Source organism: Micromonospora sp. NPDC049203, assembly GCF_043197215.1.
Classification (GTDB): Bacteria; Actinomycetota; Actinomycetes; order Mycobacteriales; family Micromonosporaceae; genus Micromonospora.
This window is the reverse complement of the sequence record NZ_JBICSV010000002.1, coordinates 440,362-457,079: the sequence shown is the minus strand read 5'-3', so window position 1 is coordinate 457,079 and position 16,718 is coordinate 440,362. Positions and strand designations below refer to the sequence as shown.

Here is a 16,718-nt window from a genome sequence, read left to right as displayed (position 1 = left end):
GGCCGGGTCTCCGCACGCTCCACACCGGTAGTCACCGCATCGGAAGGAGCGCTGTGACGAGTTCGCACCCCGCCGCGGACGCCGAGGTCGCCTACGTCCGTCTGCTGGCCGGGCACGGTCAGTTGGCGGCCGTGGCGCGGGCCGCGTCACCGGCGGAGCGCCGGCGGCTGACCGCCGGCGCGTGGTCGGTGGCCTGGCCGCTGGTCTTCGCCCGCGTCACCCGGCCGGTCGAACACCGGCGCGGCCACTTCGTCTGCGCGGCGGCCGTGCCGCAGTTGGCCGACGACTGCCTCGACGGCTTCCACGATGACGTGGAGGCGGTCGTGGAGGATCTCCTGACGCACGCGGTGGCGCCGATCCGGAGCGTGGAGGCGTGGATGACGCGACGGCTGACCGCTGTCACAGTCGACGCGCACCGACGGCGCCGGGGGCGGCGGGGAGCGCTGCAACGTCCGCGCGTCCCCGGCTGGCTGGCCGACGCGCTCGGCTACGACGCCTGGCTGATGGAACTCGCCGTCGAGATCCTCAACTGGGTGGGTGTCACCGTCAGCGCCGGTGCCGATGTGTGGCCGCTGCAGAGCTGGGCGGCCCGGCGTGTCGCCGCGACCGGCGACTGGGTGGGAAGCGACCCGGCGGCGGTGGTGCGCGAGGTCGAGGAGGTGCTCGCGGCGATGCGGCGCCGCCCAGCCTGGTTCGCCATGTACGTCGAGCGGCCGATGGGCGCCAAGCCGGCCCCGGTGGCGGCGACGCCGGTGGGCGAGAGCGCGGACCAGGCCCCGCCGACGACCAGCGGCGAGATCGACGAGGTGAGACTGCGAGCGCTCGCCGCGGCCGTCATCGACGCACTCGACGAGGCGCTGGGCCGGGGCGTCGATCCGGACGAGGCCGTCGTGCGGATCGTCACCGCGGTGTTCGGGGAGGGCACCGGGGGAGACGAACTGGACCGCGCGCCGGGATCGGCGCCCGCCTTCGACGAGCGGGTCTCAGTGAGACTCGCCGACCCCGCCGTCGTCGCCCGGGTGGTCGCGGCTGTCCAGCAGATCGTCCGTGGCCTCGAGCGCTGACTCCACAGCCCGGCGGCGCTCGTCGAGGTCGGCGGCCAGCGCCTCGGCGGGGACACCGTCGGCCGCGGCGGCGCGCACGGCAGCGCGAAGCTCCTCCTCCACGAGGCGATGGAGCTTCGCGCTCTGCTCCGGCGAGAGTCTCACCCGCACCGCCGGCCGGCCGGTTGAATGATCACGAGACGATTCCGCACCGCGAAGGTGTCGATCACGTTCGCGGCCCGCGACTGTCGCACGTCCGTCCGCCCGGCTGTCCGCGCCGCACCGGCCGTCCTCGTCGTCATCGGCGGCCCACCTCCGTCCCGCCGGGCTCTCGCCGGCGTACCCCTTCCTGACGGACCGCCCGCCAGGACGGACGGGTGTGGGTGGCGGTGGGCTGGTGGCAGTGGTCGATGCCGCACGCGGGGGAACAGGCGGCGCGGGAAGGCAGGCAAGTGCCTCTCCGCGCCGCCGTCAACGCAGGTCAGTGCGACTCCACGTCGGCCACCCCCCGGTTGTGTGGGAATCCCTTTCGGCCACATCCCGGCCGCTGATCGGAATCAGATCGGGAAAGCGGCGTGCGGAATCCGACCGAAACCGGAATCGGCAGGGGGCGGCGACGCGGTCGTCAGCCGGCCGGCGTCCTCGTCAGGCTCGCACCGCCAGGGTGGTGCTGGCGGCCACCCAGCAGTGCTCCACGAAGCTCTTCTCCGGCAGGTCGACGATGACGGGTGTGAAGTCGCCCGGCAGCGGCGGTTCGGCGGCGTGCACGATCACGTCCTTGAAGAGCACGTCCGGGACGCCCAGCACGAAGTCGGCCGCCGCGTTGTCGCGCAACGCCGCTCGCAGCGGAGGGCTGTCGAGAAGGCGGTGCACGGCGATTGTCGACGAGCCCACCCACCCGTTGCACGCCGGTTTGACCAGACCTCGGTGCAGCGCCAACCGCAGGCGCAGCCGGGCTTCCGGCGCGGCGATCGCGTTCACCTCGCACAGGGCGGCGCCGAGCTCCTCGACCAGGCGTGGAATGACCACCGACTCGTCGATGCCGGAGGGCAGCACCGTGAACTGGCCGTCACCGTGTGCCTGGGGCGCCACCGCGGAGTCGGCGATGCCCGCGGCGCGACGGGCCCGGGCGAGAACGTCGACGAGGAGACTCTGGATCCGTTCGGTCTCGGCGTTGGTCCGGCTGCTGTAACCCGACACGTCGGCGGCCATGCAGAGCCGCACCGCCGCTGAGCCGGCCACGTCGGCCGGCCCGGCGGTGACCTGGATCGACTCGCTGAAGGCGATCGAGTCACGCAGATCGGCGTGCAGGACCGTGGACGTCCGTGTCGACACGTCGACGTGCATGTCGATCGTGCCGTGAAGCTCCGCGAGGTCCGCGGGGACTTCGATCAGCGCGTGCACGGCGTACGACCGGGGCAACAGGAGGACGCCGCGCGGGTCCTCGTACGTCCAGCGGAACCGGTGCTGGTGCAGGCCGAGCGTCCACGCCCGGGGGACGCCCCATCGGTTGAGCAGACGGCGGAGCCAGTCCGGCCGGGCCCGGGCGGCGGTGACCGTGTGCGCGGCGGTCGTGGAGGCCGGGGCCGGGCCGGCGTCGTCGAAGGTCAGCCCCACCGCGCCGCCGTCACCGTCGAGCCGCACCGCCACGGCGCGCCGGTCGGTCAGCTCGACCTCGAACCGGACCGCCTGATAGCGCTCGCCGTCGGCGAGATCGCCGAGGTCGAAGGCGAAGATGGCGCCCACGTACCGGTAGCCGGCGTCGGCACGCCGCCGCAGGGCCGGCGGCAGGTCCGCAGCCGGCACCGGGTAGATCACCGGGCGTCCGCAGCGGACCCCGTCGCCGACCACCCGGACCTCCCGGTCGTCGGCGGAGCGCCCGGACGCGGACACGAGTTCGCGTCCGGCTAGGACATCGGACGGGTGCAGCAGGTCGATGGCGTCCGCCGTCATGGTGTCTCCCTGGCCGGTGCTCGGGTTGCCTGTAGCGATAGCTGACGGACACGCCGGCCGGATGCGGTCGCCGGGATGCGTGACTCGTCCATCGCGTCGAGCACAGGGCGCGCGATCATCCACGAACGTCGCCGCTGGATCCGGCCCGCGAACCCGGCGGCGTACGCCGTTCTTACCGCTCTCTTACGAGACAGCACGCGGGCGTACCCGAAGCGTCACGGGGCGCGATGCTGAGGGCCGGCTGTCAACGCAGGAAGAGGGGCCACCATGGGATCACTGGCACGGTACGGGCTGTCCGCGGCGACGGTCTCCACACTGGCGGCAGGCGTGCTGCTCCCGCCGGTCACGCCTGTCGCAGCCGCGACGCCCTCGACGTGGACGGCGACGGTCCCGGCGCTGATTCACGAGAGCCGGCTCACCGACGTGGCCGCCACCGGCCCGAACAACGCCTGGTCCGTCGGCTACCAGGCGTCGACCTACACGGGGTACTCGATCGACGAGCCGTACGCGCTGCTGCGGTGGAACGGGCGGACGTGGACGGAACGACGGCTGCCGCACGCCGCATACGTGTTGTACAAGGTGGACGCGGCGAACGCCCGGGACGTCTGGACGGTGGGCATCGGGCGCCGCGGTGAGGCGTACGCCGGGCACTTCGACGGCGAGACCTGGACGGCGCACGCGCCGTGGACGGCACCGGCCGGGACCTCGGAGCTGCTGGACGTGGCCGCCGCCGCTGGCGGGCGGGCCGTGCTCGTCGGTCACGACGGCGGCCGGCCGCTCGTCGTCGAGGGTGACGCCCGTCGCTTCGACCGCGTCGCGGTGCCGGGGACTGAGGGAATCGACGGCGTCCTGCGGGCGGTCTCACGCACCCAGGACGGCAGCGTGTTCGCCGCCGGTGAACGGTACGTCGCCGACGCGCCCTACCCGGAGCCGATGATCGCGCAGCGCGTCGGCGGGTCGTGGCGGGTGGCATCGCTGCCGCCGATCCCGAGCGCCCGGCTCACCGGTGTGTGGGCCCGCTCGTCGACCGACGCCTGGGCGGTCGGCACCCAGGACTTCGACTCCACCCCCAAGCCGGTCATCCTGCACTGGGACGGCCGGACGTGGCAGCGGGTGGCCGGACCGGCACCCGCCGGTTGGGTGTACGCCGTCGCCGGTGACGCGAACGGCGACGTCTGGATCAGTGGCACGAATCCGGTCCCGCCGTACGTCGAGTACCCGGGCACGCTGTTGCTGCGCTACACCGGCGGCCGATGGAGCGTCGCGTACGGGCCGAAGGTGGACGGCAACGACCCGAGCCTGGACGCCCTCGCAAACATCCCGGGGACCTCGTCGTTCTGGGGGAGCGGCACGGTGTCGACAGCCGGGCTCCGCCTCACCGCCGTGATCGAGCGGACCAGGTGAGGGCGGGGGCCTGAGCGCGGCACGGCTCACGCCCCGCCACCCTGGCGTCCGCCGGAATGACTACCGCCCGGAGGCCAGCACCGAACGGGTCAGCGCGGTCAGCCCGGCATCCCAGCGCTCGTCGGGCCAGTCGCGAAGATGCTCCACGAGATCGCTGCGCACCGCGGCCAGCAAGGCGTGCGCGAGGAACTCCGCCGACTCGGGGCCCCGGGCCTCGGACACGATGGCGCTCAGCGTCGCGTGCCACTCCTCGTACGACTCGTTGCGATAGGGGCTTCCGCTTCCCGCGTTCTCCAGGGCCAGCGTGAGGACCCGGTTGGCCCGTTTGAACCGGACCAGTTCCCGCAGCAGGCGCAGGGCCCGGTCCGCCGGCGAGTCGCCGGGCAGGCTCGCCGCGAGTGACGCCTGAAGCTGTTCGCCGCGTGCGCCGTAGAGGGCGCGGATGAGGCCCAGCCGGTCTCGGAAGTGGCGGAACAGCGTGCCCTTGCCCACGCCGGCGGCAGCGGCGACGTCGTCCATGGAGATCCGGTCGGGGTCGGTCGCCGCCTCGAACAGCCGGTCGGCCGCGGCGAGCACCGCCTCCCGATTCCGCGCCGCGTCAGCCCGCACTCCTGCCCCCTCTCGCAAACGGACCGCCAGTCCGCTATGGTGAAGCGGACCGGCCGTCCGCTTATCGTAGATCACCGCGGGCGGCCCGCGACAGGAAGGAACAGCAGTGCCGAGTACCGCCACCGATGTGTTCCACCAGGCCCTGGATCTTCTGCTCGGAAAGGACATGCCGGGCTTCATCGCCCTGTTCGCCGACGACGCCGTCATGGAGTTCCCGTTCGCGCCGGCCGGGCGGCCCAGCCGGGTGGCCGGCCGAGCCGAGCTGCACGACTACCTCATCGACTACCCGCGGACCCTGGACATCCGCGAGATCGCCGACGTCACCGTGCACCAGACCGCGGACCCGGAGGTGATCGTCGCCGAGTTCACCGCCACCGGCGTCGTCGTCGCCACGGGCGAGCCGTACCGGCTGCGGTACATCGCCGTCCTCACCATCAGGGCCGGGCGGATCGTGCGCTACCGCGACTACTGGAACCCGCTGGCCGTGCGGGAACTGTTCGGCGAGGGGGTGCGGGCATGATCCTCGTCGTCGGAGGCACGGGAACGACGGGCCGGCTCGTCGCCGCGAGACTCGCCGCCGCCGGCCGCCGGGCCCGCGTCGCCAGCCGCCGGGCGTCCGCCGAGGGCGTCCGCTTCGATTGGTACGACCGCAGCACGCACGCCACGGCGCTGGACGGTGTGACAGGGCTCTACCTGATCGCGCCCCTCGGCGACGCCGACCCGGCGCCGACCATGCTGCCGTTCCTGGACCTGGCCCGGCGCGCCCGGGTACGGCGGGCCGTCCTGCTCAGCTCGTCGGCGATCGAGGCCGGCACGCCGGGACTGGGCGAGGTGCAGGCCCAGCTCGGCGAGATGATCCCCGAGTGGGCGGTGCTGCGACCGTCCTGGTTCATGGAGAACTTCGTCGGCGACCATCCGCACGCCGCGAGCGCCCGGGAGCGTGGCGAGATCGTCAGCGCCACCGGCGACGCCCGCGTGGGCTTCGTCGATCCGGCCGACATCGCCGAGGTGGCGGTGCGTGCCCTCACCGACCCGGTGCCCCACGACACCGAGCACGTCATCACCGGTCCCGAGCGGCTGAGCTACGCCGACGTCGCCGCCACGCTCACCGACCTCCTCGGTCACCCGGTCCGGCACCGTGCGGTCGACGAGGACGCGCTCACCGCGTACCACGAGGCTCACGGCCTCGCGCCCGACTACGCCCGCTTCCTCGCGGGCCTGGACACGGCCGTCGCCGCGGGCTCGGAGGACCGGGTCACGACGACCGTCGCGGACGTGACCGGCCGGCCGGCCCGGACGTTCCGGGACTTCTGCCGCGACCGGCTGGCCGGGGCCCCTCGGGCCGCGGACGCCTCGCCGGCCTGAGAACGACGCCCGGCCGGCGTCAGGACGGGTTCGGTTCGGTCCTGCTCGCGTCGGACAGCGGCGTGGACGAGGCCCTGCCGGGGCCGGCTCGGCCCGGACGGCCAGGGAACTGTCGTGCGACGGGCTGCCGGGATCGGTGGTGTAGACGAACAGCGTCTGGTCCGGGTCGCCGGGCAGGGCGAGCGCCTCGTAGTGAAGAGTGATCGGCCCGACCGCCGGATGGCTCATCCGCTTCGAGGCGAGCACGTCCGTGCGGCGGCCGAGGATGAACGCGGGGTGTTCGGTCATCGAGGCGAGCAGTTGGTGCATCGCCGGGCGTACCCGTTGGGCCGGCATCTGCCGGCTGCTGCGCCTCGCCGGCCACGCGAGGCCGGCGAGGTGGGCGCGGGCGGCGGCGTCGAGCTGGACGGAGGAACCGCCCGACGTCGACGGCGCCTGACCGCTTCGTCGGCGGGTCGCGCGCTGCCGCGTAGCCGGACAGCTCGGCGTCGATCCGGTGTTGTCGGAGCCCGTGGCTATCCTTTCGCGGTGTCGTACGCCGATCTCACTTCCGCGCAGTGGAACGACCTCTCCGACAGCGCTGCCGGCCGGCTGGCCCAGGACATCGCCGGCCGGCACGAGTTGACAGTGGCCGGTGTGGAGAACAGGGCGTACGCGGGGCGGTCGCACCGCACGGCGCTGTTCGACCACGGCGGGATGCGGTTCGCTCTCGTCCCCGGCGGCCGGTCGACGCTCGGCTACGACGCGGCCCGGTTCCGTCCCGCCGCGCACCAGGCCGCCGACTACGCCGACAGCGCCGCCGAGTTCGGCCTTCCGTCGCTGACGGAGTACGTGGACGCGATGACGTCACCCGTCCGCGACGTCGACATGCCGGCGATGCTGGTCGCGGTGGACGCCTTCGACCCGTGCGAGGTTCCGCTGGCGCCGGACGACCCTCGCGTGCGGGAGCTGGTCTCGTCGGCCGGGGGCCGGTTCGGCGGGGTGCGCACCTTCCGGTCGGGTGACGGGCTGGCCGTGGAATTCGACCGGGCCGGGCAGGTGGTGCGCGCCCGGGCGATCCGCGAGGTCTCGTACGACGACGCGATGGCCGGGCTGGCCGACCTCGGCCTGCGGACGACCACTCCGGACGAGTGGGAGTGGGCGTGTGGCGCCGGCGCGGCGACGCTGTTCCGCTGGGGTGACGACTGCCCCGGCGACGGCTACCCGTACGACCACAGGACCGGCCCGCACCGGCAGGACAACCTCTGGGGTCTGGCGATCGGGCAGGACCCATACCGGCACGAGGCGACGACCGAGCGCACCGTCGTGTGCGGTGGGGACGGCGGCGGTGCCACCTGCGGCGGCAGCGGTTTCTTCCTGGGCTGGCTCACCCTGGTGACCGCGTACCGCGACGAGGATTTCGGCCAGTGGGTCGCCTCCGACGACGGATACGCCGACGAGATCCTGACCCGGCCCGTCATCGAGCTGGGCTGAGGCCCGGATGGACGCCAGGACCGGCGAACCCTCCGGCGCGGCAGGCGATGACTGATCGTCCGCTGCTGTTCCTGGACGTCGACGGGACGCTTCTGCCCTTCGGCGGCTCCGCCGGGCCGCCGGAGGACGGCACCAACCCACTGCTGGCCGGTCTGGACGCCGGCCTTGGCCGGCGGGTCGCCGCGTTGCCGTGCGATCTCGTGTGGGCCACGACCTGGATGCACGACGCCAACAAGGTGCTCGCGCCGCGGCTCGGGCTGCCTCCGCTGCCGGTCGTCGACTGGCCGGACGACGAGGACGACGGCGGTCGGCTGCACTGGAAGACACGGCGGCTCGTCGAGTGGGCCGCCGGACGCCGGTTCGTCTGGCTGGACGACGAGATCACCGACGCCGACCGGAGGTGGGTGGCCGGGAACCACGGCGCGCCGGCGCTCCTGCACCGCGTCGATGCCCGCCGCGGCCTCACCGACGCGGACCACCGACTCGTCGCGCGATGGCTGAGGGGATAGGACCTGGTGTCAGCGTCCGCGCGCCCCTAAGCGACCCGGTCGCGTGGCAACGCCCGGGTGGGCAGCACCAGGACCTTCCCGTCCTCCTTCTCGACGAGGCCGATCTCGACATCGGGCAGATCCGACACGGACACGGTCTCCTCGGCCGCGAGCTGACGCAGGCGACCCGGCCAGGCGAGCAGGTTGTTCACCTCGCCCTGGGTCAGCAGGCGATCGGTGAAGCTCTTGGTGGGTGCCCGCAGCCGCAGGTCCGCGAGGGCGCCGAGGAGCGCGTGCAGTTCGTCCTGGAGTTCGTCCACGCTCCGCTGCTCGTCCTGCAACATCGCGGTGAAGCGGCGAAAACTGAGCTCGGGCGACTTCTGGGCGTGCTCGACGGCTTGCAGCACCGCGACCCGTCGCTTCGTCGCGATGGCCAGTGACGCCAGCCGGAGCTCGACGCGGAAGGCGCCGTCGGGCTTGTCGATCCCGGGGAAGACCTTGATGAGGTCGGCGACCTCCACCCCGTCGGATGAGAACGCCGCGACCTTCGCCCGCCATGCGCCCGCCCTGCGTCGGGCCGCGGCGATGGCGGTGTCGACCGTGTGTACGGCCGCGTCCAGGCCGAGAGAATGTCCCGCCTCACCCTTGTCGAGCAGGAGCGCGGTCGCCCGTTCGACGGCCGCCGTCGCGCCGTGGAGGCGGTCGCGTTCCGCGTCGAGGTTCTCGGCGGTCAGCTCCTCGAGAAGCTCGGTGACCCTCTCCATGGCCTTACGACGCTGCTCTTCGGCGTACACGCTCGCGGCGGTCGCCACAGCGAGCAGGATGAACGATGCCGCGGCGGTGACGATACCGGCGGTGGTCGCCGCCTTCGCGGTGCCGCTCACCGCCCCCGTGACGCCCGGCCGGGACGCGTCGGCCGCCACCGGCACGAAGGTGGCCTTCTGCACGATGCCCGTCCTGCCGAGGATATCGCCATGGATGCCACCCGCGACGGCCTTGGACGGCATGGACCGGACGAGACCGTCACCGAGCTGCGAGGCCACCGACCTCGGCACGACCATGCGGTACAGCGTCTCCGTCGACCCTGCGGCGGCCGTCGCCGCGGACCCGGCGTTCGGCGTCTTCAGCAGCCGCCGGAGCTCCATCGCGAGCGGCGACGCGGCGTCGAGGAGCCGTCCGCCTCGGATGTCCGTCGCCGGCGGAAGCGGGTACGCCTCCACCGTGACGAGCGGCGTGTCGAGGAACGCGGCGAGCGCCTGCCGCAGCCCGGCCAACCGCTCCGGTGACATGCCCTTGTGGTCCACGGGAAGCTCCGCCGCCCGCGAGATCTTCCCGGGCTCCGTCGCCAGGGTCCACACCGGCACCTGCTGATGGTCCGTCACGCCGTTCCGCCGTTCCTAGTCGTGGCGAGCGCCATGAGACTAGCCAGTGCGTCGCTGATCGGCAGACCCGTGTCTGCCACCGGACACGGCCTGTCATGCTCGAAACGATGACCACCGAGCGCCCCCGCGGCTCCCGCCTCCCGCGCGTCCTACTGATCGTCGGCGTCCTCGTTGCGCTCGCCGCCGTCGCGGCGGTCGTGGTGCCGCTGGTGCGGCCGCCCGGCCCCCGACCGGACTTCCAGCTCCCGGTGGCGTGCGGTGAGACGTGGCGGCTGTCCACCTATCCGGGGCACGACGACTACGACGTCGACTTCTTCCCGACAGCGGGGGAGGCGTGGGGGCGGCCGGTGCTCGCCTCCGCCGACGGCACCGTCACCGTCGCGGGGATCAACGGCTCGCTGGGTGGCCGTACCCCGCAGGACCCGGACGGGCCGCGCGGGCGGGGCGGCGGCTACTGGGTCAAGATCGACCATGGTGGCAAGTGGGAGACGCAGTACCTGCACCTGCTCGAACCGCCGTCGGTGCGGGCCGGTCAGCGGGTGGCCCGGGGCGACCAGCTCGGACGGGTCGGCAGCACCGGGAACTCCGGAGCCCCGCACCTGCACTACGAGCAGCGCCGGGGCTGGGAGAAGGTGGAGGCTCACTTCGACGGCGTGCCGTCCGGGATCACGTCCGACGACCGCGAGTACTCGGTGCGGCTGACGAGCGCGAACTGCGCGCCGCCGCGCCCGTGATCGGGTCGGTCAGTCCCACCTCGACGTCAGTGCCGGGAACCGGCGGGGAGGCGGCCGGCTCGCACCGCCGGCCTGCCCGGACAGCGTACGCAGGCGACTGTCGGCCGGTGCGTCGAGGTCACGGACGTACCACGGTGACGCCACTGCCGGTTACCATCCCGAGTCATGGCGAGATACGTCGCTCTGCTGCGTGCGGTGAACATCGGTGGCGCCAGTTCCATGGCGATGGCGGAGCTGAAGGAGGTCTTCGTCTCCTGCGGCTTCGACCAGGTGGCGACCTACCTCCAGAGCGGCAACGTGGTGTTCGGCTGTCCGGAGACCGACGAGGCCGCGATCCTCGCCGAGATCGGCCGGGCCATCGAGCGGCGGTGGGGCCGGGACGTGCCCGTGCTCCTGCGCAGCCTGGCCGAGCTGGACGCGATGATCGCCGCGAATCCGTACGCCGCCGGGCAGACCGATCTGACGAAGTTGCTGGTGACGATGCTCAGCAGCGATCCCGGCGCGGACAAGCAGGCGGCGCTCGCGTCCCCGCCCGGCGAGACCGGGACGCTGACGCTCGTCGGCCGGGACGTGTTCGTGCACGTGCCCGACGGGTACGGGCGCAGCAAGATCGGCAACGCCTTCGTGGAGAAGAAGACGGGGATGGTCGGGACGACACGCAACTGGCGCTCGGTGCTGAAGTTGCGGGAGATGGCGGCGGCCTGACCCGGCGTCGGACACGAGGGTCGTCGTCGAGGTGACTGTGCAGTTCCGGGTGCTGGGTCCGCCGGAGGTCGTCCGCGACGGGCGGGTGGCGCCGCTCGGCGGGCCGAAGCAGCGAGCCCTGCTGGCCCTGTTCCTGCTGCGCCCGAACCGGTTCGTCGCCGCCGACTGGCTGGTCGACGCGCTCTGGGACGGACGGCCGCCGGCCAGCGCCCAGACGACGCTGCGCACGTACGTCGCCGGGCTGCGCCGGGCCGTGGAACCGCAACGGTCCCACCGCGAGCCGGCGCGCGTCCTGCGCGGTCACCCCGGGGGGTACGAACTGCGGGTGGACGCCGACGCCCTGGACGCGGTCCGGTTCGGCGCCCTGGTGGACCGGGCGGCGGAGGCGCTCGCGGCCGGGCGGCCGGCGGACGCCGAGCGGATCTACACCGAGGCGCTGGCGTTGTGGCGTGGTGAGCCGCTGGCGGGCGTTGCCGACCTGGCGGCGGTGCGCCCGGAGGCGGCCCGGCTGGCCGAGCTGCGGTCCAGCGCCGAGGAGGGGCGGTTGACAGCCGCCGTCGCGGCCGGCCGGCACGCGACGCTGCTGCCGGAGCTGCGCCGGTTCATGTCGGCGAACCCGCTGCGTGAGGGCGCCCGGGCGCAGTTGATGCTGGCGTTGTACCGGTCGGGACGGCAGACCGAGGCGCTCGCCGTCTTCGACGAGGGACGCCGGATCCTGGCCGGCGAGTACGGGCTCGACCCCGGCGAGCAGATCCGCGCGGCGCACCGGTTGATCCTGGCGCAGACCGTACCGGCGGAGCCCGCCGTACCGCAGGACCCCGGCACCGCGGCCGGAGCCGGCGGCCGGGCGGCGGCCGGACGTCCGGCCGGGGTGGCGCCGGAGCGGGACGGCGGGCCGCTCGTGGGGCGGGACGCGGAGCTCGAACTGCTGCGGGAGACGCTGGACGCGGCGACCGGGCAGGGCGGGCGGGTGCTCGCGCTGGTGGGGGAGGCCGGCATCGGGAAGACCAGCCTCGCCGCGGCGCTCGGCGCGCGGGCCGCCGCGACCGGCGTCCCGGTGGTCTGGGGTCGCTGTCCGGACGTCGGGCAGGCACCGCCGTTCTGGCTGTGGAGCCAGGTGGTACGCGCGCTGACGGCGATGTCGCGGACCCACGCCGCCGGCTCGGCGCACCGGCTGGACGGGTTCGCCGCCGGCTCGCCGGCCGGGCCGGCAGACAGTCACGGTCTGGACCCCACGGCACGGTTCCAGGTGTACGAGGCGGTGGCCGACCTGGTGCACGCGGCGGCCCGGGAACGCGGGCTGCTCGTCGTGCTGGACGACCTGCACGCCGCCGACCCGGACTCGTTGCTGTTGCTGCGGTTCCTCGCCACCGCCCTGCCGGCGTCGCGGGCGCTGGTGGTCGCCACGCTGCGCCCGTACGACGACGATCCGGCCCTAATGGCGACGGTCGCCGAGCTGGCGCGCGGACGCGGCTTCGGTCAGGCCCGGCTCGCCGGGCTGGACGCCGCGGCGGTCGCCGACCTGGTCCGGGACCGCACCGGCGTGGCGCCGCCGGAGCCGCAGGTGACCCGGCTCGTGACCCGCACCGGCGGGAACCCGTTCTTCCTCACCGAGCTGCTACGGTCCCGGGCCGACGCGGGCGCCGACGCGGAGCTGCCGCCGAGCATCCGGGACACGGTGCGGCTGCGGCTGGCCGGGCTGCCCGCTTCCACCCGGCGTTGCCTCGACCTGCTCAGCGTCGCCGGACACGACCTGGACCTGGCGGTGCTGGCGGCGGCGCTGGACCGCACGGCCGAGGCGGTCGCCGAGGACCTCGCCCCGGCGTACCCGGCCGCGCTTGTCGTCGAGACCGGTCCGGGCGCGCTCGCGTTCCGTCATCCGCTGATCGCCGAGGTCACCCACGCCGAGATGGTCCCGCCGCGCCGGGCCGCGCTGCACGCCCGGCTGGCCGCCGCGTACGAGCGGACCGCCGGCACCGCACCGGCGGAGCTGGCCCACCACTACGGCGAGGCGATCGGGCTCGGCCACGGCGAGGACCACCTGCGGTGGTCACTGCGTGCCGCCGACGACGCCACCCGGCGGGTCGCCTACGAGGACGCGCTCGGCCACCTCGGACGGGCCGCGCTCCGCCTGGCCCCGGCCGCGCCGGTGTCGCCCGACGCGGCAGCCACCGAGCTGACCGTCCAGTTGCACCGCGCGTCCCTGCTCCAGATGACAGTGGGCGTCGGCAGCGACGCTGTCGACCGGGTCTGCGCCCGCGCCCGTGAGCTGCTGACACTCGTGGGCCCGGACGCGGACATCGGGCCCGCGCTCTGGGCGCTCGGCGAACTGGCCGCCAACCGGGCCGAGTACGCGATCTGCGCCGACCTCGCCGGGCGGCTCGTGCGGGCACCCGACGACGGCAGCGGGCTGATCGCCGTGGCCGGGGAGTACCTGCTGGGCGCCGTCGGCTACTTCACCGGCCGGCAGGCCGAGGGCGAGCGGCGGCTCACCGCCGGGATCGAGCGGCTGCGTGCCGTCGACCGGGCGCTGCTGCGCCGCGAGGCCGGCCGCCGGCCGGTGCTGGCCTGCCACAACTTCCGGGCGCTCGTCCGCTCGATGCGCGGCGACCCGGCCGGCGCGTGGGCCGACATCGCCGCCGCCGAGGCCCTCGCCGAGGAGCTCGACGACCCGTACGGCCGGGCGAACGCGGCGCTCTACGCGGCCTGGCTGGCGATGCAGGAACACGACGTCGCGGCGGCCGACGCGGCGGGACGGCGGTGCCGGGACATCGGCCGGGCCACCGGACTGCCGCACATGACCGCCACCGGCGCGTACTTCCTGGAGTGGGCCGCGGCGCGCGGCGGCGACCACGGCCGGCTCGACGCGATGCGCGCCGCCGCCGACGAGTTCTACCGGCCCGGACTGCGCTCGACCCGGACCATCACGCTCTGCGCGATGGCCGAGGCGTACCTGACCGCCGGCCGTCCGGACACCGCGGCGACGCTGGCCGGGGAGGCGCTGGCGGTGGCGGACCGGGTCGGCGAGCGCGTCTTCGTGGCCGAGCTGCACCGGATCCGCGGCGCGGCCCGGCGCGACCGCGCGGAGTGGGACCTCGGCGCCCGGATCGCCGCCGACCACGGCGCCGGGCTGTTGCTGCCCCGGTTCACCGGCTTCTGACCGGTGTGGAGGCCCGCTTCCACGCCTTCTCCACGCCCCTTCCACGCCGGGCTGGTGCCCTGGTCGGTGTCGGGTAGGGCGGCCGGAGCCGTCCCGGGGCACGTTTCGAAGGGGCACCACTGATGGGATCAGTTCAGCCGGAGGTCGAGGTCGCCGTGATCGGCTGCGGGCCGGTGGGTGCGCTCACCGCCAACCTGCTCGGCGCGCGCGGCGTCACCACGCTGGTCGTGGAGCGCAGCGCCACGCCGCACGGCCAGCCGCGGGCCTTCTCCTGCGACGACGAGGCGTTGCGCGTCTACCAGCAGGCGGGCCTGCTCGACGAGGTACGCGACTCCACGATCGCGCCGCCGCTCGTCGAGTACGTCAACCGCGCGGGCCGCACCTTCGCCCGGATGAAGCTGTCCGAGACGGACTTCGGGTACGGGCACGCGCCGCTGCGCTTCTTCGACCAGCCGCGACTGGAACGGACGCTGCGCGCCGGGCTGGACCGCTTCCCGCACGTCCAGCTCGCGCTCGGCACCGAACTGGTCGGCCTGGCCCAGGACGAGGACGGCGTGACGGTGCTGCTGTCCGACGTGGGCACCGGGCAGCGGCGGGCGGTCCGCGCCCGCTACGTGCTCGGCTGCGACGGTGCCCGCAGCGCCACCCGCGCCGCCGTCCGGATCCCGTTGTCCGGGGCGAGCTACGCCGAGCCGTGGCTGGCCGTCTCCGGCGACGTGCCGCCCGAGGCGGTACGGGTGCCGGACACCACGTTCGTCTGCGACTGGCAGCGCCCGGCGTTCGTGTCGCCCGGCGCGGCCGGCAGCTACCGGATGGAGTTCATGCTGCGCCCGGGTGAGACCGAGGCGCGGATGCGGCGGCCGGAGACCGTAGCCGCGCTCGTGTCCCCGTACGTCGACCCGGATCGGTTCGCCGTCACCCGCGCGGTGGTCTACACCTTCCACCACCTCATCGCCCAGCGGTGGCGGGAGGGGCGGGTGTTCCTGCTCGGCGACGCCGCCCACCAGATGCCCCCGTTCATGGGCCAGGGCCTGTGCAGCGGCCTGCGCGACGCGGCGAACCTGTCGTGGAAGCTGTCGCTGGTGCTGTCCGGCGCCGCCGATCCCGCGGTGCTCGACACGTACGAGACGGAGCGGCGCCCGCACACGGTGGAGATGGCGCAGACGAGCGTCCGGCTGGGACGCGTCTTCCTGGCCCGCAACCGGGTCACCGCCGGGGTGCGCGACGTCGCGCTGCGGGCGGTCCAGACGATCCCCCGGGTACGGCGGTTCGTCGAGCGGTTCGAGTTCAAGCCGGTGCCGGCGTACCGGCGGGGCCTGATGGCCGGCGGGCGGCGCGACGGCGTGGTCGGCACGATGTTCCCCCAGCCGCGCGTGCTCATCCCGGGCGTGCCCGGCGAGTGCCTGCTCGACGAGGCGCTCGGCGACGGCTTCGTCGTGCTCGGCGCCGCCGGAGTGGACGCTCCGCTCGGAGCGTGGCGGCCGGGGCTGCCGGTGCGGTTCGTCGCGGTCCACCCGTCCGGCACGCCGCTCGCCGGCCTGCCGGGCTCGTCCGGCGACCTGCCGGATCCGCTTTCCGGCCCTCCCGTGGCCGGTGGGCCGGACCGGGTCGACGTGGTGGACGCCGACGGGGTGCTCGGCGGGTGGCTGCGGCGGCACGGCGCCGACCTGGTGGTGCTACGGCCGGACCGGTTCGTGTTCGCCCTGGTCACGGCCGGCGGTGCCGAGCGGGCCGCACGGGTCCTGTCGGCCGCTCTCGGCGTACCGCCGGACGGAGACCGGGCCCGGGCGGAGACGTCGGGGCTCGGGGCGGCACCGGGTTCGTGACCTGACGCCCGGAGGCAGTGCCTGACGCGCCTATCATCGTTCACTGTGGACGGCACGGAGGTCGACCAGCTGACTGTCGACGGTGTGGGTTCGATAGCGCACCTGCTGCCGAAGTCACGCGGCCGATGTGGCATCTACGAGCTGACCTCCGCCGACGGCGAGCGGTACGTGGGGCAGGCCGTCGACGTGGTGGCGCGGTTCGGCATGCACCGCCGGAAGTGGCACGACATCGTCGAGATCGCCTTCCGGCGCGTACCCCGCGATCGACTCGACGACGAGGAGCGGGAGCAGATCCGCAGGCGGGAGTCGGCCGGGGTGCGGCTGCGCAACGTCGTGCACACCGCCGGCCGGCTCGGCGCCGCCGAACTGGACCGGGTCCTGCCCCCGCCGCGGCAGCAACGCTGGCTGGCCGGCCACGAGCCCTGTCCGATCCCCCTCGCGCTCGGCGAGGGGGATCCACCGAGCCGGGATCCCCGGCGTGCCGAGGGCGACCTGGAGCTGAGGCGGTGGGGTGGGGGCGGGAGTGCTCATGACGTCCTCCGGTGGACGTGAGTGCCTTGCCGAGATCCGTTCACG

14 protein-coding genes and 1 pseudogene are annotated in these 16,718 nt (G+C 74.1%); 11 read left to right on the top strand and 4 right to left on the bottom strand.

Features of this window, described 5'->3' with window-relative positions; translation table 11 throughout:
• Positions 1–53: 53 nt before the first annotated feature.
• Complete coding sequence (locus ACGFIA_RS06605; RefSeq protein ID WP_393258981.1) at positions 54–1,064, top strand: hypothetical protein; 1,011 nt, start codon at positions 54–56, stop codon at positions 1,062–1,064.
• A gap of 624 nt (positions 1,065–1,688) precedes the next feature.
• Here ACGFIA_RS06605 and ACGFIA_RS06600 read toward each other — a convergent pair.
• The gene (locus ACGFIA_RS06600) at positions 1,689–2,996 is read right to left on the bottom strand and encodes a hypothetical protein (protein ID WP_357387223.1); all 1,308 of its coding nucleotides are present in this window, start codon (positions 2,994–2,996) and stop codon (positions 1,689–1,691) included.
• A 267-nt stretch (positions 2,997–3,263) separates the two neighbouring features.
• On the opposite strand from ACGFIA_RS06600, the gene ACGFIA_RS06595 reads away from it, so the two are divergent.
• Positions 3,264–4,400: a hypothetical protein gene (locus ACGFIA_RS06595; RefSeq protein ID WP_357467982.1), complete on the top strand. Its 1,137-nt coding sequence runs from the start codon at positions 3,264–3,266 to the stop codon at positions 4,398–4,400.
• A gap of 60 nt (positions 4,401–4,460) precedes the next feature.
• Here ACGFIA_RS06595 and ACGFIA_RS06590 read toward each other — a convergent pair whose 3' ends face one another.
• Complete coding sequence (locus tag ACGFIA_RS06590) at positions 4,461–5,009, bottom strand: helix-turn-helix domain-containing protein (protein WP_357387219.1); 549 nt, start codon at positions 5,007–5,009, stop codon at positions 4,461–4,463.
• A gap of 106 nt (positions 5,010–5,115) precedes the next feature.
• On the opposite strand from ACGFIA_RS06590, the gene ACGFIA_RS06585 reads away from it, so the two are divergent.
• Positions 5,116–5,529, top strand: coding sequence for a nuclear transport factor 2 family protein (locus ACGFIA_RS06585; protein ID WP_357467979.1), 414 nt, complete (start codon positions 5,116–5,118; stop codon positions 5,527–5,529).
• On the top strand, positions 5,526–6,374 hold the full coding sequence (locus ACGFIA_RS06580; RefSeq protein ID WP_357477240.1) for an ergot alkaloid biosynthesis protein: 849 nt from the start codon (positions 5,526–5,528) through the stop codon (positions 6,372–6,374). Before ACGFIA_RS06585 ends, ACGFIA_RS06580 begins: the two co-directional genes overlap by 4 nt.
• A 162-nt stretch (positions 6,375–6,536) precedes the next feature.
• On the opposite strand, the pseudogene ACGFIA_RS06575 reads toward ACGFIA_RS06580, so the two are convergent.
• Positions 6,537–6,602: pseudogene (locus ACGFIA_RS06575) on the bottom strand (hypothetical protein); the annotation flags it as partial.
• Between the two features lie 300 nt (positions 6,603–6,902).
• On the opposite strand from ACGFIA_RS06575, the gene ACGFIA_RS06570 reads away from it, so the two are divergent.
• Positions 6,903–7,847 (top strand): hypothetical protein, encoded by a 945-nt coding sequence (locus ACGFIA_RS06570; protein ID WP_393258977.1) that lies wholly within the window; start codon positions 6,903–6,905, stop codon positions 7,845–7,847.
• 47 nt (positions 7,848–7,894) lie between these two features.
• On the top strand, positions 7,895–8,356 hold the full coding sequence (locus tag ACGFIA_RS06565; protein WP_357477249.1) for an HAD domain-containing protein: 462 nt from the start codon (positions 7,895–7,897) through the stop codon (positions 8,354–8,356).
• Positions 8,357–8,382: 26 nt separating this feature from the next.
• Here ACGFIA_RS06565 and ACGFIA_RS06560 read toward each other — a convergent pair whose 3' ends face one another.
• Positions 8,383–9,609: a hypothetical protein gene (locus ACGFIA_RS06560; protein WP_393258975.1), complete on the bottom strand. Its 1,227-nt coding sequence runs from the start codon at positions 9,607–9,609 to the stop codon at positions 8,383–8,385.
• Between the two features lie 215 nt (positions 9,610–9,824).
• Between ACGFIA_RS06560 and ACGFIA_RS06555 the strand changes: the two genes are divergently transcribed.
• The 5 genes from ACGFIA_RS06555 (at position 9,825) to ACGFIA_RS06535 (ending at position 16,694) form a co-directional block, all read left to right on the top strand.
• Entirely contained in the window at positions 9,825–10,451 is a 627-nt protein-coding gene (locus ACGFIA_RS06555) for a M23 family metallopeptidase (RefSeq protein ID WP_357387206.1), read from the top strand.
• A 165-nt stretch (positions 10,452–10,616) separates the two neighbouring features.
• Positions 10,617–11,156, top strand: coding sequence for a DUF1697 domain-containing protein (locus ACGFIA_RS06550; protein ID WP_357467964.1), 540 nt, complete (start codon positions 10,617–10,619; stop codon positions 11,154–11,156).
• Between the two features lie 31 nt (positions 11,157–11,187).
• Positions 11,188–14,316, top strand: a complete 3,129-nt coding sequence (locus ACGFIA_RS06545; RefSeq protein ID WP_393258972.1) for a BTAD domain-containing putative transcriptional regulator — start codon at positions 11,188–11,190, stop codon at positions 14,314–14,316.
• Between the two features lie 122 nt (positions 14,317–14,438).
• A complete protein-coding gene (locus tag ACGFIA_RS06540; protein ID WP_357387200.1) occupies positions 14,439–16,142 on the top strand; it encodes a bifunctional 3-(3-hydroxy-phenyl)propionate/3-hydroxycinnamic acid hydroxylase in 1,704 nt (567 codons plus the stop codon).
• Positions 16,143–16,187: 45 nt separating this feature from the next.
• Positions 16,188–16,694, top strand: coding sequence for a GIY-YIG nuclease family protein (locus ACGFIA_RS06535; protein ID WP_393258969.1), 507 nt, complete (start codon positions 16,188–16,190; stop codon positions 16,692–16,694).
• Positions 16,695–16,718: the final 24 nt, after the last annotated feature.